Genomic DNA, 21,736 nt, shown 5'->3' on the forward strand with positions numbered 1-21,736 from the left:
TAAAAATTAGAACATCATGTTAAATACCATTTCAACACGGCGCGGTGATTGCCATGAAGAAGGGGAGCCAAACGTTGCATCTGGATTAAACGCAGCACCATCTTCAGCAATTTCGTTATAATAAGTTACATTACTAGCATCAAATAAATTATAGATATTTAATGATACGTATGCAGAATCAAACACGTCAAAATCACTTAGATCATACTTTATATTTGCATCAACTGTTGCTGTCCACGGAGTTCTACCGAAACTACCACGAGAGAACTTAGTATCACCAACATAATAAGTATCACCATAATGGTAACTAGATTGATCTGGAGAATAACCTGCTCCTAGTGCATTACGAGGACGACCTGATGTTAGACGAGTATTGACACCTAATATTAGCTCTTCAGTAAGTGAATAAGAAGCAAAGATTTTTAATGCGTGGCGTCTGTCATTTGGCAAGTAGCCATTTGCACCATCCATTAGGTAAGGATAATCCCAGTCAGTTGTTAAACCAGCATCATCTTGTCCATTATCCGATTTAACATAACCTTCAGCATTACCATAGCTTTGTGACCACGTGTAATTTGCTTTAAACATCCATTGACCATCCCATGCTCTTTCGAGCATTAAATCAATAGCGTTGTAGTTACGCTTAGCATCTGGGTAACCTAACTGCTCTGCAGTAAAACTGTAATCTTCTAGTGTACCATCACCATCTTGATCGTATTGAAACGAAACTCCCTCACCAGGATTGAATAGAAGGAAATGGTCGTCATCTATACCAATACTTTGAAATGCTTTTTCTGTACTACCATCATCAATTACACTTTTAAGTTCGCGGCGCGTGTATTTAATACCAATAGACCAGTCTTCATCAAGCATACCTTGATAGCCAATAATAAACTCGTCTTGATACATAGCTTGCAAGTCTGAGTCACGAACGCTGACTGGACTTGGCGCTGTACCATCTCCAAACACGACAGTATCACCCAATTTATTCCCAAGTACAGGAATATCACCAGCACCAACACCCTCTAGTTCATAATAATCATGTGTATAAAGTTCTGCACCAGCTAAACGAACGTTAGTATTTGATGCTACTGGTAAATGATAACGACCTAAATTAGCGAATACTTTATGCTCTCCATCACCAAATATGTCATATGCTAAACCTAATCGAGGTGCTAGTTGATTTTTCATCTCAACGAAGACTTCACCGTCAGCATTTAAGTTCTCAAAGCTTTCCCAGCGAAGCCCTATATTTAAAGTTAATTGCTCATTAACGTTCCAAATATCTTCAATGTAAAACGCATCGTTATTTATACCAAATTCACCACCAACAGCATAATTACGTACACGAGCATACCTTGCTGATTCTTCAATTGTGTAACCATTAGGTAGTACAGCACCCGCATCAAAATTTTGATACGCGTAGTAAATACCACCAGATAGATTAACCTCGCTCGATGATGTATTTTTTTCAGCATCATAACCAAAGCGAAGGTTATGGTCATCTGCAATTAACCAATCTATATCAAATCGATATTGCTCGCGTTCATCACTGTTTGTTTCGATAGTGAAAGATGCCCAACAACCTAAGCTTCTGCCTGCTGATAAATCATAAACAACTGGACAATCAGCGCCATCTGCTCTTGTTGTGTCAGTGAATTCAACTTTACCAGCCATAGCTGAAATTGATAAATAATCAGTAACATTACCGTTGTAACGAACTGACCAACTTTTACCACCTGATGCTGACTCAGAGTTTAAATCTGAATCAGAAACTTTATCGCCATTTTCATCTAAATCATAGTCAGTTTGAAACTCTGTGCTTTCATCGTTAAAAGTCCAAAAAGACAACGTGTGATCTTCGTTGATATTCCAATCAACTTTTGCAAGGTAATATGGGTCATCATCTTTACGAATACGAATACCATCACCGCGGTTGATTAAATCTTCATACTCGTTATCTCGCATTTCATATAGAGCATAAAAGAACAATGTATCTTCAATTAGTGCACCACTTGCGAAAATGTCAGTTGTACTCGATTCTCTTGAGTCCTTACTATTATCGCTTATAACATCACCAATACGGTTAGAGCATGTTTCTACAATTTCACCATCTACTATATTGTTTTGACAATCATTTGCTTGATAATAAGAGCTTGGGCGATCACCATATAATGAGCCAATATTTTGTCTATGTTGTAAGCCAAACTTGAAGTCATTTGACCCAGATTTTGTTACTGAACTGATTACCCCACCTGTAGAGCGGCCAAATTCAGCAGAATAACCACCTGTTTTAACTTGGAAAGACTCATAAGCAAGAAAAGGAACTGACGCTCCGCCAACACCATTTCTGAAATTGGTCATGTTTAAACCATTCACATAGTAAACATTCTCAGCTTGAGAAGCGCCACCAAAACTAGCTAACGAGTTACCTTTTGCATCAGAAAAGCGAGAATCACCTAAATTTACACCAGGGGCTAATAAAGCCACTGAGGTAATATCCGGAGCAACTGGTAGACGAGATAACTCATCTGCCGATATATTAAATGAAGCTTCAGAACTTGTTACATCCACTGAAGCGATTCGACTTCCTGATACAGAAATAACTTCTAAATTACCCTCTGTCATTGATACTTCTAATGAAGATACTTTACCAATACCGATTTGTATGTCTTTAAGCTGAGATGTCTGGTAACCAATCTTTTCAATCTTAATATCATACTTACCTACAGGTATTGAATTAAGATTAAATTGACCATTAGCATCAACCACTAACAGTTTTTCAAAACCATTACTTGGATTTGTAATTGTTACCGTTGCGCCAGCGATTGGGGAAGAGTTTGCCTTCTGAGTTACTAAACCTTTAATTGAACCGTCAACGTTACTAGCATAGCTAATACCACTATAAAACGTTAATGAAGAACAAACGGCAACACAGAGGGCTGCTTTTTTGAACATTTTCTTTTTGAGTTCCATTTCTTAATCCCTGTTTTATTATAATTTATGAACAACATATTAAGTTGCGTTTAAATAATAAGCTGGTTTTATCAAAAAGTAAACGTTCCTAGAAAAGATAAATCAAAACCAACTAACGTCATAAAAACAAGGGCTTATAGTCGTTTTCTAGTTGTTCAAAAGATAAGTCACCAATAAAGCGCCCAAAACTCAACCATGTTGCTAGTCCGCGTAAATCTTTAAAATGCGGGGGAACAAACTTAGGGCTTTCAATCACACCTAAATCATGAAGCTGGGAAATTAATCTAAAATCATCAATAGACAACTTACCGACTAATAACAACGGTAACTGATCGATTCGCCCTAACTGAATTGCCACACGTATTAAGTTATACACTAAAACAAAGCCTTTTATGTAGGCAATGTCTTTAGTAAACGGTAATCCTGTTGCTGTGCTGCCTCTAAATACACGCTGAGCCAACGTATAACTATCGTCTTTAGATATTCCTTGAGCTACGTAATCTCGGTATATATCAACAAATTCAGCCCCATCAATTACTTTGGTGACCGCTTGAATCCGATTAACTAATTTCGATAAGCGCCTAGGGGTAGATTTTAGAGTAATAATTTCAGTTAATACGGCTAAGCCCTCTTGTGTTACTGTTGAGCTTGGTGTGCCCTTACTTAAACAGGTTAAATAAGGTTGGGCTAAACCATTTTGAGTCGTGCCCACATGAATCCACCCTTCATGTACTTCTAATATATCTAATTCACGTTGTGAAAATTTAACATCTTGGTTTAGCTTTATATTGTTAGCACCTGCTGCTGCGTCGCTTACAATCCCATCGCTCAACATAACCTCTACATTTATACCTGGCATACTGGCATTAACTTGCTCTGATAAAATTCGCACCGCGTCGCTAGCATCTATATTTTTAGGATCATCGGGTAAAATGTCGGCCATTAATAAATTTTGCAGTGGTTGCTCTAACATATTTGCAAGCTCGGAGAGTGAAGGCTCACCCGCATGGAATAAATCTTTAGGATGACCAAAAAGCTCAACTGATAAATCATGAAATTCTGGAGTACCTCGGTACTCCAACATACTTAATACCGTTTTATATTCGCCACACATTTTACCCATATATTGAGAAATGGGGTTTAACTGACCTAACTGGTTAATAATGTTTCGGTGTAATGTTGAAAACGCTTGACGCAACTCGCTAGGCACAAAGCCTAAATCGCGCTGTTGGTAGTATGCACGATCTATTAGAGGGTTTTTTTGACACTTTTGCCTAAAAAACTCCTCTTTGATCTGTTTATCCCAATTTATTGCATCAAGAATTCGAATAGGTGTTTGAAGTGCAATTAGTTGGTCTGATAACTCACGAGTTTTAAGCAGTAACGCCTTGTCTATCATGGTGAAAACTCAATAAAAAATGAACCATGAGCATAATTTATAAACAGTAAATCGCCAAGTATTATCAATCAATTTTATCTGTTGTTTTAAGCTGATCGACCCTCATATCTAATACGTATTTAATCTTAAATTAAAGGTGTGATATATGAAAAATGAACTCGACAATAAACAAATACTTGCCGTTTACGAGCGAATACAAAAGCGCGGAGAGGTAAACGACGAAGGTAAGCATTATCAGGGCGTTACAGCGTTTTCAGATATTGATGGTTACACAATTTATTTACAGGGTAGTGGCGTCCTTTTACGCTTTGGGTTTCATAATACTTATCATCTAGATTACGAGCACGATAAACACAAAGATGATTTCTTAAAAAAATTAAACAACATTGCTAACGAAGACTAATGTATCCACGAAAAGTAAGAAAGCGCAGCGACAGTAAGCTCAACACAGCCTTTATTAATGAGGTAATAGCTGCGCTTAAATCAGATCCATCAAAACTCGCCGTCATTCAAAAAAACCTGGAACAATACAGAAGCCAACGCCATTTAAAACGAGGCTTTTTACTTGCAATAGAACGCTTTGACTGGGTATTTGAGGCAAGTGATGATGTTAATTTTATTTGTGAACAAATATTAGCTGACGACTATATCGGAAATCGTCTGAGACGTTACCCCCTTCTATTCAAAGGCGTGATTAGCGGACATTAATAGCTATTATTTATATTAAATAACATCTATACAAGCCAGATAAAAATCCTCAGGTAAATTCCGAACTAGCGTGGTTAATATTGTTTATCCAGAGCTAGTTCTCTTACCGTACCCGTACCCGTACCCGTACCCGTACCCCTAACAATACTAACCTTCCCTGAGTTATTAGTGCACTAAGTAATTGTTGTGTTTGTGCTCACTTGGATTAAAAAAATACTATTAGTACTCTAATTATTACCACTCAAATAAATTTATTCATCTTTTATTTGATAACAGGGGGTAAAGATATAATTACACTCTTAAGCATTTCCAAAATAACTCTTAAAGCACTGTTTTAAAAGGGAATTAACTATCTACCGCATCTGTTTCTATCAAGACTTCTCCTGCTGGTTTTATTAAAAATTAATCTACATTTTAGTATTTGACTATTTACTTCACCCTTGAATTGTTAGAACTATTACCTTAAGCTTATCTTTATTGAACGTTCAATTAATAAAAATCATGCCTAAAGTTGGAATGGAACCTGTCAGGCGTCAACAGTTAATTGACGCAACAATTGAGTCAGTGGCGATGCGTGGACTACAAGCAACCACCATTAATAGCATCAGTAAAAATGCAGGGTTATCGTCAGGCATTATTAGTCATTACTTTGGTGGTAAGCAGGGTTTAATAGAAGCAACTGTTCGTTATTTGCTTTCTAATCTTAAAAAAGACCTTATTGAAAAAGTTAGCAACAACACCAGCGCTACACAGCGCCTTATGTTTATTGTTGAAGCTAACTTTGCGCTTGTACAACAGCGTAGTGATACAACCAAAACTTGGTTGAGCTTTTGGGCGCAATCAATGCACGATGATGAACTTCACAGACTGCAAAATGTAAACAGTAAACGCTTGCAAAGTAATTTAGCATTTTCGTTTAAGCAATTAATGCCTATTGAGCAAGCAAAACAAGCTGCTGAACTTAGCGCCGCTATGATCGATGGCCTATGGCTAAGAGCAGTTCTTAGTAAATCAGACAAAAACCAGTTTAAACACAGTGAAACTTTAGCAAAAAGCTATGTAAATTCACTCATCAAGCAATATGGAGCCTAGCGTGAGTACACCAGTCTATCAAAACTTTATTAATGGCCATTTTCTTGCTAATCAAAGCGGTGAAACTTTTGATGTCACTAACCCTGCAACAGGTGAAGTTATTTACAGTGTTGAAGTTGCCGATGAATTTGTTCAAAACGCAGCGATTGAAAGTGCAAAACAAGGTTTTGCACAGTGGTCTAAAATGGCCCCTATTGAACGCAGCCGTATTTTATTAAACGCTGTGGCAATACTTCGCGAGCGCAACAATGAACTCGCCTTAATAGAAGTGCTTGATACCGGCAAGCCAATGCAAGAAGCAAACTGTGTTGATATAGAAACCGGCGCCGATGTAATTGAATACTTTGCAGGCCTAGCACCTGCACAAGTTGGCCAACAACAAATGGTAGGCGAAGATTTTTACTATACACGTAAAGAGCCATTAGGGATTTGTGCCGGTATTGGTGCATGGAACTACCCGCTACAAATAGCATGTTGGAAATCGGGCCCAGCCCTTGCTGCTGGCAACGCATTTATATTCAAACCATCTGAAGAAACGCCACTAGGCGCTATAAAACTTGCCGAAATTTTTGTAGAAGCTGGCGTACCTGCTGGCGTATTTAACGTAGTTCAAGGTGCAGGAGATGTAGGCCAATGGTTAACTGCACACAGTGAGATTGACAAAGTGTCGTTCACTGGCGAAGTAGGCACAGGTAAAAAAGTAGTCGCAAGTGCTTCAGGCACATTAAAAGACGTAACTATGGAGCTAGGTGGTAAGTCGCCGCTACTTGTATTTGATGATGCAAATATAGAGCAAGCAGTAAGCGCTGCCATGCTAGGTAACTTTTATACCCAAGGCGAAATTTGCACTAACTGTACACGTATTTACGTTCATAAAAATATATATCAGCAATTTATTGATGAGCTTAAAACGCGAACAGAGAAAAATATTATTGCGGGCGACCCGCAAGATTTAAACACTAACTTTGGTGCGCTTATCTCTAAAAAGCATCAAGACTTAGTAATGAGTTATGTTAATAAAGGGATTGAAGAAGGCGCAACACTGCTTACAGGTGGTTCAACGCTTTCACCTGAATCAGCGCCTAATGGCTACTTTGTTGCACCTACCGTGTTTATTGATTGCAACGATGAAATGACGATTGTTAAAGAAGAAATATTTGGCCCAGTAATGAGCGTACTTGTTTTTGAAGACGAAGACGACGTAATTGCACGGGCTAATGGTACTCACCTAGGCTTAGCCGCAGGCGTATTTACTAGCGATATTAAACGCGCACACCGTGTTATTCATCAATTACAAGCGGGTATATGTTGGATTAATGCCTATGGTAACTCACCAGCTGAAATGCCTGTTGGTGGATATAAGCAATCAGGTATTGGCCGTGAAAACGGCATCGAAACACTTGATCATTACACGCAAACTAAGTCTATTTATGTGGGCATGGCCGACATAGAAAGCCCATTTTAAGGCGTACTACTATGAGTAATCATTACGACTATATTATTGTTGGTGCGGGATCTGCGGGTTGTGTTTTAGCTAACCGATTATCTGAAGATTCAAGCAATCGTGTTTTACTGCTTGAAACCGGCGGCTGTGATAAAAGTATTTTTATAAAAATGCCAACGGCGTTGTCTATTCCTATGAATACCGATAAGTACGCATGGCAATTTCATACTCAACCAGAGCCGTATTTAGATAACCGAGAAATGCATTGCCCTCGCGGTAAAGTACTTGGGGGCTCGTCGTCGATTAATGGCATGGTGTATGTACGCGGCCACGCAAAAGATTTTGATGAATGGCAGCAGCACGGTGCTAATGGTTGGGACTACCAATCGTGTTTACCTTATTTTCAAAAAGCGGAAAGCTTTTACCTTGGTGAAAACACATACCGAGGTGGTAAAGGCCCACTTGGCGTTAATAACGGTAACGAAATGCAAAACCCATTGTACACCACATTTATAAAAGCCGGTGTAGAAGCGGGTTACGCTAGTACAGACGATTATAACGCGTCGCAGCAAGAAGGCTTTGGCCCAATGCACATGACCGTTAAAAACGGTGTACGTAGCTCGGCTTCTCGTGAATATTTAGACCCTGTAAAATCGCGTAGTAATCTTACTGTCATTACCGGTGCACTTGCTCAAAAAGTGATTCTTGACGGTAAAAAAGCCACGGGTATTGAGTACAAAGTAAACGGTAATGTTCAAACAGCACATGCAGCAAAAGAGGTGGTTTTAAGTGCAGGCCCTATTGGTTCTCCGCACATATTACAGCTCTCTGGTATTGGTGATAAAGACATTCTAGAAAAAGCTGGCGTTAAAGTTAATCACCACTTACCGGGTGTGGGTCAAAACTTACAAGACCATCTTGAATTTTACTTTCAATACAAATGTAAGAAGCCAATTACACTAAACGGCAAATTGGGTCTTATTTCTAAGGGCTTAATTGGTGCTAAATGGTTCTTTACCCGAAAAGGTTTAGGCGCGACTAACCACTTTGAGTCGTGTGCATTTATTCGCTCAAAGCCCGGTGTTGAATGGCCTGATATTCAGTATCACTTTTTACCAGCGGCTATGCGTTACGATGGGCGCAGTGCATTTGCAGGTCATGGTTTTCAAGTTCACGTAGGTCATAACAAACCAAAAAGTCGTGGCAGCGTTACTATTCAATCAGCTAACCCTGAGCAACCGCCACAAATTTTGTTTAATTACTTACAACACAAAGACGACATTGAAGGCTTTAGGGCCTGTGTTCGTTTAACTCGCGACATTATTGAGCAAAGTGCCTTTGACGATTACCGGGATGAAGAAATTCAACCAGGTAAACATATTCAAACAGATGAAGAAATAGATGCCTTTGTACGCCAAGCCGTAGAGAGTGCTTACCACCCTTCTTGCTCATGCAAAATGGGTGAAGACGACATGGCCGTAGTTAATTCAAATACGCAAGTGCACGGTATTGAAGGTTTACGTGTTGTTGATTCGTCAATATTTCCGACAGTACCTAACGGCAACCTGAATGCACCTACAATCATGGTTGCAGAAAAAGCGGCTGACATCATTTTAGGGAACGTTGCTTTACAAAAAGCAAATGCTGATGTTGCTATGACTCAAAACTGGCAAGAAACACAGCGTGCAGCAAAAATTTAATCAGCTACTCAAAGGGTTAGCCTCGTCAGACTAACTCTACGGGCCTTGCAGTGGCTAACAATATAAATTGGTTATGTTGTAATAATGCAAGATTGAACAATAAAAACGGAGTGCTTATGAATAACTCACTATTGGAGGGTACGAATGACCATTTGGCTTAATGCTGGTATTATTTTTACCCTACTTGCAATTACTATCATTTTATTAAAATGGGGTAATGTACGTGTTGTTGGTGTTACACCAGTTAAAACACTTACCTTTATCGCCATACTCTTTACCTCAGGCCTTGATGTTGGCCTTATAATGTTTCCTTTAACTGAGTTTGCAGGTTATGCAGACATAAAAGCAAGCCCAGAATACGCGTTTGCAAATCCACTGGCCATTGAGTTTGGTTATTGGGGATTTTTAATCTGGGGATTTTACTTTCTTACGTGCTTTTATTTCTGTGTAATAGAACCTAAAGTTAAATTTTTCGAAATACCTTGGGTAAAGTTTATTAATAATGTGGTTATTATTGGTACATGTGCTTTTACCTCATACCTTTTACTTTCTAACCTTCCATGGTATCTGCCAGAGATTGGGGATGGTTCAAGTATTGTTTCTGAGTTTTACTTAATTGTATTTGCAGCAATTTGTTTTGCCGTGTATTCAAGTACCGATATAAAGTACGTACGATTTTTAAGTATTGCTACTACTTGGTTATTTATAGCACTAATTGGCTTTATGTGGGTAGGTGCGTTTGTATTGGGTGACAGTGAAATGTCAGCATTCACAGATAACTTAGCCTCTATCGGCACATACTTTGCCAACATAAATGAATTTGTTTTACCGCTTAACGATTACCATGAGTTTTATTTATTTTGGTGGTTTGCTTGGAGCATTATGATTGGTCAGTTTACCTCTCGTTTTGTCGGGGGGTTAAAAACTTATCAAGTACTAGGTGCTATGCTAATTTTCCCTTCAATACCAATTGCAATCTGGTTTAGCGTACTTTACCACTACCACGAAGCGGGTATTCCAACTCAAGGTATTAAAAACTTTGCCATGGTGTTTGTAGGTATTGTGTTTGTAATTAACTCACTCGACTCGTTAGTGCGTTTATACACAGACAACTTAAACATCACTGTAAAACGCTTTGGTAAAGCGAAGTATATGATTGGAAACATCCTTGCGCTTTCATTATTAACATTATTGTTCAAGCTAGAATTTTTACAAATACAGTGGGTAGGTGCATTAGTGATTGCCTTGTTCTTCCTGTGTGCTGGCTTTATTGGCTACAGTAAGTTTAAAACAGTTAAGAATATTGATAGCTCACCAAAAACAAACAAGATTGACTACACTAAAATTGAGACTCAAAGTTAGGGACATATAATGAATAACAAACTAAAACAACTTGCAGTAGTATTGCCATTCGCACTTTTATCGACAACGGCAGCTGCAGACTGGTCAACAACAATTACAGCAGCATCTGATTACACGTTTAACGGTGTAAGCCAAACAGATAACGACCCTGCATTACAAGCTAGTTTAGATTATGCTTTTGATAATGGCGTGTATGCCGGTGTATGGGCGTCAAACGTAGATTTTGGTGATGATACTGATTTTGAACTAGATGGCTATGTTGGTCGCTATGTACAATTAAATGACAAGTTTAGCGTTGACTACGGTATTGCATACTACACATACCAAGGTAATAACAGTGATGGAAATTACCCAGAGGTTTACACTAAATTTGGTTACGCCAGTGATTACGGCCAAACAGAACTTAACTTTTGGTACAGCTGGGATTATTTTGGAACAAGTGCGGGTCATGTAGTTTCGATGATTGCTCATACTTATGAACTTGCACCAAATCATGCAATACGTGCAAGTTTTGATATATCTAATTCACTTGACGGTGAAAAATGGGCCTGGGATGTAAACCAAAAGAAATCGTACAGTCACTACCGTCTTGCTTATCAAACAAGTTACGAAGGCTTTGGTATTGAAGTAGCCGCTGAAAATACTAGCCTTGATTACGATTATGCCGATGAACGCATCGTGCTGGCAATTTCAAAAACATTTGATTTATAAAGATTAAGTAATTTTAACTTTGACCATTAAAGTGACGAACCATGACTCAGTTCGTCACACTGACAAAAGCCTCATTATGAGGCTTTTTTATTGTTTAAATACTCAATTAATGCGCTTGAGGTCAGCGGCCTTGAAAAGTAATAGCCCTGTAAATAAGATACGCCAAGTTGAGTAAGCTTTATGCACTGTGAAGGTGTTTCAACCCCTTCTGCAATAACATTAAAATTAAGTGAACTTGCCATTTGCACTACTGCGTTAACAATGCTTAAGCCTCTTTCATCCTCATCTTGAACAAAACTTTTATCTACTTTTACAATATCAACACCAACATCAAGCATACTTGATAAAGAAGAATAACCTGTGCCAAAGTCATCTATTGAAATTCTAACCCCCTGCTCTTGTAATGATTTAACTACATACAAAAATGTATGCTTATCATTTGCAAAAACAGATTCTGTTACTTCTAAATGAAGTTTATGAGCAGGAAAATTCAAATCAGCCAAAATGTTCTTAACCTTATTGGCAAACTCTATATCTTTTAGTTGCACAACAGATACATTAATACTGACTGATAAATCTGGCGCTAATTGTTGAAAGGAAAGTGCTTGTCGACACGCCGTTTCGATTACCCAAAAGCCTATTTTTGAAATTAACCCATACTGCTCTGCAATAGGTATAAATTCGTCAGGAGGAATGTTTTCTCCTTTTAGTTGCCAGCGAATAAGCGCCTCAACTGCGTAAATATCACGTGTGTTAGAATCAATAATGGGCTGGTATACCAACGAAAAACAATTATTAGCAAGCGCCGTTAAAAGCTCTTCGCTAAGTAGGCGTTTTCTTTCTAATTCTGAACGAAGCGACTCGCTAAAAAAACTAATTTGCCCACGATTCACTCTCTTTTGGTGATACATTGCTATATCGGCATTTAAAATTAAGGCATCCAAGTCTCTACCATGCTCTGGGTAAAGTGCAATGCCTATGGTTGCACCTACTCGTGCGCCATGCTCTGTTTCTGGATGATCTTGTGTAATTGCATCAATAATTTTTTTGGCAAAATCGTAAGTATTTCCTTTGCACACAAAATCACTTAAAATTAAAAACTCATCGCCGCCCCAGCGGCACTTTTGCTGATTATGATCACATACATCAGATATACGTTTCGCCGTTCTTTTTAATACGTTATCACCGACCTTGTGACCCATTACATCATTTATGTTCTTGAACCCATCTAGGTCTATAAAAAATAGCGCAAAAGGTGGATCTGGATAATGTTTAATTCGGTTTTTTGCATCATTTAAAAATGCATTACGATTCAATAATTGGGTCAGTGAGTCAGTATTTGACAGATGCATTATTTCTTTAGTGCGCGCGTCAACTCTTAGCTCCATTCTTTCAAGTAAATCACTATTTTGATTTTTTAAATGTATCGCCTGCTGTGTAAATGCAGATGCTTTATTAAGAGTTAATAAGTTAATTGAGCCATAGCCAATACCTAAAAAGCCAAGTACATTTTCGTAATAATTTGCAGACATTATTAACACTAAAGCGTAAGGAAATAACAGAATAAAAGCATAAGCAAAACAGGTCAGCTTATGTGCAGACAACACATTAGCAGAACCTCCGGCTAGAGCAGATAATATAATTATGATACTCGTGGCTTCTAAAGGTTCAAAAGAAGTGTGAAAATACAAGGAATAACAGCACCATACAATGGCGGTTATAATAACCCCTGTTGAAAATTTTAGTAGGTCATATTGGGTGGCACATTTGTCTGTTTTTAAAAAAATACGGATATCTAAAAATCGAATCCCCAAAACGAACAGCATAATAAGCCACCAAATTAGCTTATCGTTATAGTTTAATAACCCGCCTTTATTAAAACTAAAGGTAATACAGGCGCTGGCAAATAAAGTAACGAGTAAACCTGAATAAGCGTTCTCGTAAAGTAACCTAACAGTATCATTAAGGTTTTCTTTGATCAGGGAGCTTCGATGCATATTATCTAAGCCTTAACATCTAGTTTTTATTATTTATGTAATTAAAGCTATGCCTTAATTAAAAATTGTCCAGTAAACGCCTTAGTAACACATTTTTATTTAGAAATTTCCCAGGCACTAGAACCCGATGCAGATAAATTAGCATTATTATTGCGTAATATTTTGTTTCCGACATTAATGGAAGACTCTGGCCGACTCACTAAATAACCTTGAACTGAGCTCACACCTAATTTTTTTACAAGCTCAAATTGGGCAATCTCTTCCACACCTTCAGCGACTATTTTTAGACCCAACCTTTGGCCTAGCTCACTAATGGTATTGAGTATGTCATTATACTTTTTACTTTTATTAGCTTGAGTTATAAACGAACGATCAATTTTAATAACATCAATAGGTAAATCTGCAAGGGTGCTTAAAGAGCTAAATCCGGTACCAAAATCGTCTATAGCAATAGTTACACCGTCTTCTCTTAGCTTACTCAACTCATCGATAATTCTAGTACTTGCCTGAATAAAGGTAGACTCTGTCACCTCAAGCATTAAAGACGTTGCGGGTAAGCCGGTACTTTTAAGGATTTTTGTGATCCAATCATATATGTCACGGTGTTTTAACTGAATACCTGAAATATTCACCGATATTTTTACTTTGCGCATACCTGCATTATGCCACGCGGCCATTTGCCTACATGACTCAAGCATAATCCAATCACCCAACTCTAATATTAAATTTGACTCTTCAGCAATAGGAATAAATTCGGCAGGTGAAATCATGCCTTCAACAGGGTGATTCCAGCGTGTGAGTGCTTCAAAATAGTCAATCATGCAATCTTCTACGTGCACGATGGGCTGAAACGATAGATAAAAATCTTTACATGCAATAGCTAAACGAAGCTCTTCGAGTAAATAATGATAGCGGCGCATTTTGTTACCCATTTCAGGGGAATACACTTTAAAAATCCCCTTACCGTCACTTTTAGCTCGATACATTGCTACATCTGCCAACTGCAACAATGCTTGTGGTGTAGATGCGCTTTCTGGATAAGTAGCAATACCAATGCTTGCACTAATTTTTACAATTTTATTGCCAAGTACAAAGTCTTTTTCAAGCTCACTAAGTACTTGTTTTGCTATGTCGACTACCTTGTCGCTTTCATCCAACGATTCAATAAAAATAGAAAACTCGTCCCCCCCTAAACGCGATAAATTTTGTTCTAACTGGTTTGCAGAATTGATATTACTCAACTTATGGTGACGCAATACATTAGCTAATCGCGTGGCAACTTGCACCAGTATTTCGTCGCCAAAACTATGACCAAATGAGTCGTTAACTTGCTTAAATCCATCGAGATCTATAAATAATAATGCACAAGTAAGTTCTTTTTGACCGGTTTGGTTTATATGCCTACCAATATGCTCAATGTAGGCATGTCTATCGATGAGTTGTGTTAATTTATCTTGGCATATGCTTGTTTGTGTTTGTTTAACATAATTCACTACATGCATATTTAGGGTAGTAATAGATTTACTTAAATTACTAATACCATTAGGGTTTTGAGTAGGTTCAATATCTAAATTAAACGACTCTAAAAGTTTATTAGCCTGCTGATTAAGTTGACTTAGCTTATGTTTGTGATTTTGTTTCCTGCTTTGTTTTTTTATGTAAACAGCAAGCAAAAGTAGACAAGAGAAGAAAACAATAATGTTTTTAGGCGACGTTAACACCATCAAAATGAGTGCGTTTTTATCAGCCGCAATAAAATGTTGTTCCGTTGTTTTAACAAGGAGTAATGTTTGAGAATCACTTTCAATTGTATAGTGTCCGCTTAGAACCGGGTTATACCAAGGGGCAATATCTAAACTGGTACTGCTTATGTCAAATTTTTTAACACTAAAATTAGACTGAAACAGATTGGTACGGCTTATTTGGCTCGTTAATTCAGCATTTAGGTAAAAGCAAAATAACAAAGTGAATAAGGAAATTAATCCAACATGCTTTAATTTGTTCATGAGAAATTCCCTAACAATACTAACTCCTTAATGACTAAATGCTCATTATATCTCCTATTTCTATTTGTAAGCAATTATTTATGTGAAGTATGTTGATTTTTTGTGCGAGTATTTTTGCAGAGTAGACTGAAAAAAGCAGGTTTATAGGTACTACGAGAGGTGTAAGGCTAAAATAGAAAGTTTTGAATGGGCGCTCATACCCCCCCCTATTTCGCCTGCTTATGAGCTTACATTACTTTATTAAAGCTGCCATGCATAACTTAACTTTGTGAAAAAAGTGCGTTGGTCACGTTCTATATTTTCGAGTGTATCGTCTTGATACCCCCTATCTGAGTAACCTAAGTAAAATAACGTTTGCGCGTTAATCTTATACGAATAAACCAGTTGGCTACCATAGTCTTTATTTGTTTGGCTTACTTGGTAAAAATATGCATCTTTGTTTCTGTCTATATCTTCAACTTGTAAAATTAGCTTTAACATAGATCGCATGTTAAATTTATAATGCAGCCTAAAGTCGACTAAATTTGCTGTATAAACGCGGCCATCTCGTGGATTATCTAACTTACTATAACTATGCCTTATATCCACTTGCCAATGATCGTTTATATCCCAAACTGCTTGGGTTTGTGTATTAATTACATCGCCAAGCTCTAAATTTGTATAGTCAATACGGCTTGCATACTCTAGATAAAACGATAGGTTCAAGTCTTTAGTGGGTTTAAGTGAAGTATAAAGGTAACCTATATTTTGATTGTAAAACTCATCGTAATAACTCTCTTTACGATGAATAAAGCCAATATTAAATAAAGACTGCTTTTGACCCTTAAAACTTAAAAAGCCTTCGTATTCTTCCTCAAGCAAGTCACCACTTTGCGACCAGGTTTTATCCCAATCAGCTTCATATGACCATGACGTAATTAAATCTAACTCATCTCGATACCACGTTTGGCCGCCGCCAATTAGCACCTTTTCATAATCAACTTTTGCTTGATACCCTAAATCGGTGCGATAATCCTCGCCAATATTTTCATAGGATGTGAAAAGTTTATAGTCTCGCTTGTCACGGGTTAATTCAATTGCATAAGCCTGATCTGACTGCGTTTTAGAAAGGCCATAGTTATCAACTAAAAAGTCTGAATTTCGCGTATCAGCTGATGATAGTTGATAAAGCAATGTGTCAGACTGGTTAAACCAATAGCTGCCATCAACTGATAACACCGTATTACGATAATTATCGCTTTGTCGGTGCGTACTTGATATACCTAACGTGCCTTGATCACCCAAGTCATATTGATAACGGCCAACTGCTGCCTGTGTTTTCTCATTCAGTGAGGCAAAACCAGAACCCTGATTTGTTGGTAATAGGATATTGCTGTTCTCGTCATCAGCTAGCATAAGTGCATAGCTATGCCCGTCCGTTTTGCCGGTTAACTTTGCCCCTAAAGTTGGCTCTGCAATGGTTCGAGTGTATAAAAGCTCAAACAAGCTACTTTTAAAATAAGAGGCACCATCTAAAAAGAAAGGTCTTTTCTCTGCATAATAAATTGAGTAGGTTGTGTTCACGTCAAGCTCAAGAGAATCAGTCTCTACCTGCGAAAAGTCAGGATTAATAGTCGCATTTAACACCGCGTCTTTTGTTATTCCCCAGCGTAAATCTAAACCGGCCTCAGTATCTATGTCACCGTTCTCCCAGTCACCGGGAACTTGTGCTTTATCATCGTGGCGAAGTGCTGTGAGCGTTGGGGTAAGTTGAACATTTTTACTAGATGCTAATTCGCTCAAGCCAGTTAACTTATCAAACTGACACAAGCTACATTTAACATCCCGATCAAACCCCATATTCGATATTTGATAGAGTACATCCCTAGGGTAGTTTCTCATTAATAAAAACCCCCACGTTAAATCTTTTTTATTTTCTGGAAAGCGCAGTGCTTTAAAAGGAATACGCATTTCAACTACATAACCTTTATCGGTGATTTTTCCGGCACTATCCCAAATTGCATTCCACGACGGATCAGACTGCCAACCATCGGTATCGCTCATGCGTAAATCGCCTTGTGCACCTAACGGGTTAACAAAAAACTCATAGCCTGAGCGCTCATCATTAAAGGTATCTAATACGAGTATGACAGTATCATCTTGCCAAAGGGTATCTCGGTCACGAAGTGAAGCACGTATTTGATCTGGCTCCGGATCGTACGCAATAAAACCAACATACAAATTTGTGCCATCTTCGTACATGTAGGCATCGGTTTTTACCGGAGGTGTGCCTCTTTCATTAGGCTCATCTTGAACGAGTAAAGGAACATAGGTCGCTTTTTTCCAATGCGCTTCATCAAGTACGCCATCAACACTGATATTTTGATTGATTCGTGCTAGCGATACCTGCTCTTTTTCTGCAAATACACAGAAGCTATTAAATAGGAGAAAAAAGGATAAAAGTAAAAGCGTGAGTGGTTTTTTTATAGTTATAAAGTACTGCATAAACATCCATTTAGAACAACTTTACCCAATATGAGTAATTTCTAAGCCGGAGTGTAATTTAAGCAGGTACATTTGTTAATACCTTGCAAACAAAATTTCGCTAAATATTAACTAATTAATAATAAAGGGTTATTTTAATTACACGGTTAAGTGTCGAGTAACTTTAGCTTATTCTCAACTCCATTCCATGTGTCAGCATCATCAGGGGCAGATTTGACTTGGGTAATGCGCGGCCAAATTAAGGCAAGCTCTGCATTAAGTTCGGTGAACTCTTTTTGAGAGTCGGGTAACTCATCTTCTTGATAAATTGCTTCAGCTGGGCATTCCGGTACGCATAATCCACAATCAATACAATCAATTGGGCTAATTGCTAGAAAATTAGGGCCTTCAAAAAATGCATCCGCAGGACACACTGATACACAATCGGTGTACTTACATTTTATGCAATTTTCAGTAACTACAAACGCCATAAATTTTTTGTACCATAAAGCTAATTTAACTATGGGCGATCATACCCTTTCACCTCAAAAATACAATAAATAACTGCCATATTTAGCTAATTTAACGTAGTATATGCGCCCTTAAAGTAAAGCCAATTCGTGCCCTACACTTTCTTATTGTGAGCGGAGAAACACCCGCTAAGACACCAAATAGAGATAATAATGATACGTTTAACTGAAATAAAATTACCACTTGATCATGATGAAAATGCCATTGGCCAAGCCATTATCAACAAACTAAAAATACAACCTGCACAATTACACAGTTATAACGTATTTAAACGCGGTTATGATGCTCGTAAAAAAACAGCCATATTACTCATCTACACCCTTGATATAGAAGTTGATAACGAAGCTGAGCTTTTAGCCGCATTTGCAAAAGATCAACATGTGAAAACAGCGCCCGACACATCCTATAAATTTGTAGCTCAAGCAAACGAAAATATCACCGAGCGTCCTGTTGTTATTGGATTTGGCCCCTGTGGTTTGTTTGCAGGCTTAGTGCTTGCCCAAATGGGCTTTAACCCAATTATTGTTGAGCGTGGCAAAGAAGTACGTGAACGTACCAAAGACACCTTTGGCTTTTGGCGAAAAAAAGCACTAAACACCGAATCTAATGTGCAGTTTGGTGAAGGCGGCGCAGGTACATTCTCAGATGGAAAATTATACAGCCAAGTAAAAGATCCAAAACATTATGGACGCAAAGTTATTGCTGAATTTGTTGAAGCCGGCGCACCTGAAGAAATTTTGTATGTAAGCAAACCTCATATTGGTACCTTTAAACTCGTCACTATGATTGAGAAAATGCGCGCTCGTATTATAGAGCTTGGCGGAGAAATTCGCTTTAGCACACGTGTAGACGATATCCACTTAGACGACGGTCAAGTAACAGGCCTTACCCTTTCTAACGGTGAACATATTGAAACACGTCACGTTGTACTTGCTGTTGGGCACAGCGCACGCGATACCTTTAAAATGATTCATGACAAAGGAATATATATTGAGGCCAAACCATTTTCAGTTGGCTTTAGAATTGAGCACAAGCAATCTATGATTGACGAGTGTCGCTTTGGGCCAAATGCCGGAAACCCAATTTTAGGCTCTGCCGATTACAAACTTGTGCACCATTGCAATAATGGTCGCACTGTATACAGTTTTTGTATGTGCCCTGGTGGCACTGTAGTCGCTGCAACATCTGAAGAAGGCCGTGTTGTAACCAATGGCATGAGCCAGTATTCACGCAGTGAACGCAATGCAAATAGTGCTATTGTTGTGGGTATTTCACCTGAAAAAGATTTCCCTGGTCACCCTCTTGCGGGTATTGATTTGCAGCGCAAATTAGAAGAGCAAGCTTACAAGTTAGGCGGCGAAAACTACGATGCACCAGCTCAGCTTATTGGCGACTTTTTAAAAGGCAAATCTTCTGCTGATTTAGGGGACGTAAAACCCTCTTACACACCCGGAATTAAGTTAACTGATCTTAGTAACGTATTGCCTGATTTTGCAATTGAAGCGCTTCGTGAGGCTATCCCTGCTTTTAACAAGCAAATACGTGGGTTTTCTACTAATGATGGGCTACTAACGGGTGTAGAAACACGCACGTCATCACCCATTAGTATAAAGCGCGATAGAAGCTATCAAAGCATTAACACCAAAGGGCTTTACCCTGCAGGTGAAGGCGCAGGCTACGCTGGCGGTATATTATCAGCGGGTATTGATGGCATAAAAGCAGCCGAAGCTGTTGCGCTATCAATGCTCGAAAACGCTTAAACGCTATATTCAGTTAATTATCGTAAAGCCTCACATTGTGGGGCTTTTTTGTGCTAAAAGTAACCAAACAATTATTTGCGTGCTTTTTTATGTTAAAAATATTATTAGGATTATTAACCTGTGTCGTTGCTTTATACACTTCAGCACACGAGCTAAAAACAATAGATGAAATTCACTTGGCGTACAAAAATAATACAATTAATGCCCAGCAACTTACCCAACATTATATTAATCGTATTAATAAACTTAATCCTCAATTCAATGCGGTCATTAATGTTGAGCCTAGTGCAATTACGCAAGCTAAAAAAATTGATGAGCTTAGTGCTCAAGGGCTGTGGGCTGGGCCTCTTCATGGAATACCCGTACTTTTAAAAGATAACATAGAAACCATAGGCTTATTACCAACAACAGCAGGCTCGTTAGCACTTAAAAATAATATTACTAATAATGATGCCTTTGTGGTTAAGCAGTTACGTAATGCTGGTGCCATTATTTTAGGTAAAACTAATTTAAGTGAGTGGGCTAACTTTCGATCGTCTTACTCATCATCAGGATGGAGTGCCGTTGGCGGACAAACACACAATGCTCATGACATAACTCGTAATCCCTGTGGTTCGAGCTCGGGATCAGCTGTTGCCATCGCACTTAACTTTGCCCCTGTAGCCCTTGGCACAGAAACCGATGGCTCTATTACCTGCCCTGCTTCTGTAAACGGTGTTTATGCTATAAAGCCGAGTATGGGCCAAGTATCGCGCTCTGGTGTAGTGCCTCTTTCTGGTAGCCAAGACAGTGTTGGACCAATGACACACTCATTAAAAGATGCCCGCCTTGTATTATCAGTTCTACAAGGTCGCGATACGCTCGATACTTCAACGCATAGCTTTAAAATGCAAGCATTACCAGATGCTAAAAAGTCATCATTAGTTATTGGTGCACTGCCAAGTGATAAGTTTACAGTAGAAACACAGCGTTTATACAAAAAACAGCTCTCAGCGCTCCAACAGGCAGGTCATACAGTGGTCAACGTTAACATATCTGATGACTTAGCCACACTTTTTGTCGATGAATATTACGTGTTACTTTATGATTTTAAGAATGAAATAAACCAGTATTTAGCAAATACCCCTGACCAAGTGAAGGTAAAAAGTTTAAGTGCATTGATTGATTTTAATAAACAAAACAAAGCAGCTGAAATGCCCCATTTTGGGCAAGACATTTTAATACAAGCCAACGCTATCGACTTAACGCAAACAGACAAATACCAAAAAACTAAACAGCGTTACCGCACATTAGCCACCGCTGCCATTACTAATTTATACAAAAATAATAATGTGGATGTAGTCATTGCTCCAACCACATCGCCTGCGTGGAAAACAGACTTGGTAAATGGTGATAACTTTAAAGGCAGTAGTAGCTCTTTATCAGCAATTGCCGGCACAACTCATATAACTCTTCCTGTTGGTCAAGTCAGTGGACTACCTGTTGGGTTATCTATTATTGCAAATAAAAACCAGCAACAAACGGCCTATCAGCATGCTCAACTAATCGACGAAGCTTTTATTTCGACCATAAAAAAACCTGAGTAAA

General features: G+C 38.4%; 15 protein-coding genes. 9 read left to right on the forward strand and 6 right to left on the reverse strand.

Annotated features, from left to right (window positions below):
• Nucleotides 1-6: 6 nt before the first annotated feature.
• Both ACFI34_RS08895 and ACFI34_RS08900 read right to left on the reverse strand, forming a co-directional pair.
• Entirely contained in the window at nucleotides 7-2,976 is a 2,970-nt protein-coding gene (locus ACFI34_RS08895) for a TonB-dependent receptor (RefSeq protein WP_462673225.1), read from the reverse strand.
• Between the two features lie 118 nt (nucleotides 2,977-3,094).
• Nucleotides 3,095-4,375, reverse strand: coding sequence for a flavohemoglobin expression-modulating QEGLA motif protein (locus tag ACFI34_RS08900; RefSeq protein WP_010556258.1), 1,281 nt, complete (start codon nucleotides 4,373-4,375; stop codon nucleotides 3,095-3,097).
• A gap of 145 nt (nucleotides 4,376-4,520) precedes the next feature.
• Here ACFI34_RS08900 and ACFI34_RS08905 point away from each other — a divergent pair, with 145 nt between their 5' ends.
• From ACFI34_RS08905 to ACFI34_RS08935, 7 genes are all read left to right on the forward strand, one after another.
• Nucleotides 4,521-4,778, forward strand: coding sequence for a DUF3081 domain-containing protein (locus ACFI34_RS08905; RefSeq protein WP_462673226.1), 258 nt, complete (start codon nucleotides 4,521-4,523; stop codon nucleotides 4,776-4,778).
• On the forward strand, nucleotides 4,778-5,083 hold the full coding sequence (locus ACFI34_RS08910; protein WP_462673227.1) for a hypothetical protein: 306 nt from the start codon (nucleotides 4,778-4,780) through the stop codon (nucleotides 5,081-5,083). Before ACFI34_RS08905 ends, ACFI34_RS08910 begins: the two co-directional genes overlap by 1 nt.
• Before the next feature lie 516 nt (nucleotides 5,084-5,599).
• The gene (gene betI / locus ACFI34_RS08915; protein WP_170865593.1) at nucleotides 5,600-6,175 is read left to right on the forward strand and encodes a transcriptional regulator BetI; all 576 of its coding nucleotides are present in this window, start codon (nucleotides 5,600-5,602) and stop codon (nucleotides 6,173-6,175) included.
• 1 nt (nucleotide 6,176) lies between these two features.
• The gene (gene betB, locus ACFI34_RS08920; protein ID WP_462673228.1) at nucleotides 6,177-7,640 is read left to right on the forward strand and encodes a betaine-aldehyde dehydrogenase; all 1,464 of its coding nucleotides are present in this window, start codon (nucleotides 6,177-6,179) and stop codon (nucleotides 7,638-7,640) included.
• 11 nt (nucleotides 7,641-7,651) lie between these two features.
• The gene (gene betA, locus ACFI34_RS08925) at nucleotides 7,652-9,319 is read left to right on the forward strand and encodes a choline dehydrogenase (RefSeq protein ID WP_462673229.1); all 1,668 of its coding nucleotides are present in this window, start codon (nucleotides 7,652-7,654) and stop codon (nucleotides 9,317-9,319) included.
• A 144-nt stretch (nucleotides 9,320-9,463) separates the two neighbouring features.
• Nucleotides 9,464-10,681: a BCCT family transporter gene (locus tag ACFI34_RS08930; protein ID WP_462673230.1), complete on the forward strand. Its 1,218-nt coding sequence runs from the start codon at nucleotides 9,464-9,466 to the stop codon at nucleotides 10,679-10,681.
• A 9-nt stretch (nucleotides 10,682-10,690) separates the two neighbouring features.
• On the forward strand, nucleotides 10,691-11,392 hold the full coding sequence (locus ACFI34_RS08935) for a TorF family putative porin (protein ID WP_462673231.1): 702 nt from the start codon (nucleotides 10,691-10,693) through the stop codon (nucleotides 11,390-11,392).
• A gap of 74 nt (nucleotides 11,393-11,466) precedes the next feature.
• Here ACFI34_RS08935 and ACFI34_RS08940 read toward each other — a convergent pair whose 3' ends face one another.
• The 4 genes from ACFI34_RS08940 to fdxA form a co-directional block, all read right to left on the reverse strand.
• Nucleotides 11,467-12,924, reverse strand: a complete 1,458-nt coding sequence (locus ACFI34_RS08940; protein WP_462673232.1) for a putative bifunctional diguanylate cyclase/phosphodiesterase — start codon at nucleotides 12,922-12,924, stop codon at nucleotides 11,467-11,469.
• A 560-nt stretch (nucleotides 12,925-13,484) separates the two neighbouring features.
• Nucleotides 13,485-15,395 (reverse strand): putative bifunctional diguanylate cyclase/phosphodiesterase, encoded by a 1,911-nt coding sequence (locus ACFI34_RS08945; protein WP_462673233.1) that lies wholly within the window; start codon nucleotides 15,393-15,395, stop codon nucleotides 13,485-13,487.
• A gap of 240 nt (nucleotides 15,396-15,635) precedes the next feature.
• A complete protein-coding gene (locus ACFI34_RS08950) occupies nucleotides 15,636-17,879 on the reverse strand; it encodes a carbohydrate binding family 9 domain-containing protein (protein WP_462673234.1) in 2,244 nt (747 codons plus the stop codon).
• Nucleotides 17,880-18,025: 146 nt separating this feature from the next.
• The gene (gene fdxA, locus ACFI34_RS08955) at nucleotides 18,026-18,349 is read right to left on the reverse strand and encodes a ferredoxin FdxA (protein ID WP_006791755.1); all 324 of its coding nucleotides are present in this window, start codon (nucleotides 18,347-18,349) and stop codon (nucleotides 18,026-18,028) included.
• 192 nt (nucleotides 18,350-18,541) lie between these two features.
• Between fdxA and ACFI34_RS08960 the strand changes: the two genes are divergently transcribed.
• Together ACFI34_RS08960 and ACFI34_RS08965 are read left to right on the forward strand one after the other, a co-directional pair.
• Nucleotides 18,542-20,149, forward strand: coding sequence for an NAD(P)/FAD-dependent oxidoreductase (locus ACFI34_RS08960; protein ID WP_462673235.1), 1,608 nt, complete (start codon nucleotides 18,542-18,544; stop codon nucleotides 20,147-20,149).
• Nucleotides 20,150-20,238: 89 nt separating this feature from the next.
• Nucleotides 20,239-21,735 (forward strand): amidase family protein, encoded by a 1,497-nt coding sequence (locus tag ACFI34_RS08965; protein ID WP_462673236.1) that lies wholly within the window; start codon nucleotides 20,239-20,241, stop codon nucleotides 21,733-21,735.
• The last annotated feature ends 1 nt before the right edge of the window (nucleotide 21,736 follow it).

The organism is Pseudoalteromonas sp. PSi26, assembly GCF_054960575.1.

What these genes read in the sequence shown, in the direction of transcription:
- ACFI34_RS08945 (WP_462673233.1), bottom strand. Translation starts at nt 15,395, where the DNA reads ATGAACAAATTAAAGCATGTTGGATTAATTTCCTTATTCACTTTGTTA.
- betA (WP_462673229.1), top strand. Translation starts at nt 7,652, where the DNA reads ATGAGTAATCATTACGACTATATTATTGTTGGTGCGGGATCTGCGGGT.
- ACFI34_RS08905 (WP_462673226.1), top strand. Translation starts at nt 4,521, where the DNA reads ATGAAAAATGAACTCGACAATAAACAAATACTTGCCGTTTACGAGCGA.
- betI (WP_170865593.1), top strand. Translation starts at nt 5,600, where the DNA reads ATGGAACCTGTCAGGCGTCAACAGTTAATTGACGCAACAATTGAGTCA.
- ACFI34_RS08900 (WP_010556258.1), bottom strand. Translation starts at nt 4,375, where the DNA reads ATGATAGACAAGGCGTTACTGCTTAAAACTCGTGAGTTATCAGACCAA.
- ACFI34_RS08960 (WP_462673235.1), top strand. Translation starts at nt 18,542, where the DNA reads ATGATACGTTTAACTGAAATAAAATTACCACTTGATCATGATGAAAAT.
- ACFI34_RS08935 (WP_462673231.1), top strand. Translation starts at nt 10,691, where the DNA reads ATGAATAACAAACTAAAACAACTTGCAGTAGTATTGCCATTCGCACTT.
- fdxA (WP_006791755.1), bottom strand. Translation starts at nt 18,349, where the DNA reads ATGGCGTTTGTAGTTACTGAAAATTGCATAAAATGTAAGTACACCGAT.
- ACFI34_RS08930 (WP_462673230.1), top strand. Translation starts at nt 9,464, where the DNA reads ATGACCATTTGGCTTAATGCTGGTATTATTTTTACCCTACTTGCAATT.
- ACFI34_RS08965 (WP_462673236.1), top strand. Translation starts at nt 20,239, where the DNA reads ATGTTAAAAATATTATTAGGATTATTAACCTGTGTCGTTGCTTTATAC.
- ACFI34_RS08910 (WP_462673227.1), top strand. Translation starts at nt 4,778, where the DNA reads ATGTATCCACGAAAAGTAAGAAAGCGCAGCGACAGTAAGCTCAACACA.
- ACFI34_RS08940 (WP_462673232.1), bottom strand. Translation starts at nt 12,924, where the DNA reads ATGTCTGCAAATTATTACGAAAATGTACTTGGCTTTTTAGGTATTGGC.
- ACFI34_RS08950 (WP_462673234.1), bottom strand. Translation starts at nt 17,879, where the DNA reads ATGCAGTACTTTATAACTATAAAAAAACCACTCACGCTTTTACTTTTA.
- ACFI34_RS08895 (WP_462673225.1), bottom strand. Translation starts at nt 2,976, where the DNA reads ATGGAACTCAAAAAGAAAATGTTCAAAAAAGCAGCCCTCTGTGTTGCC.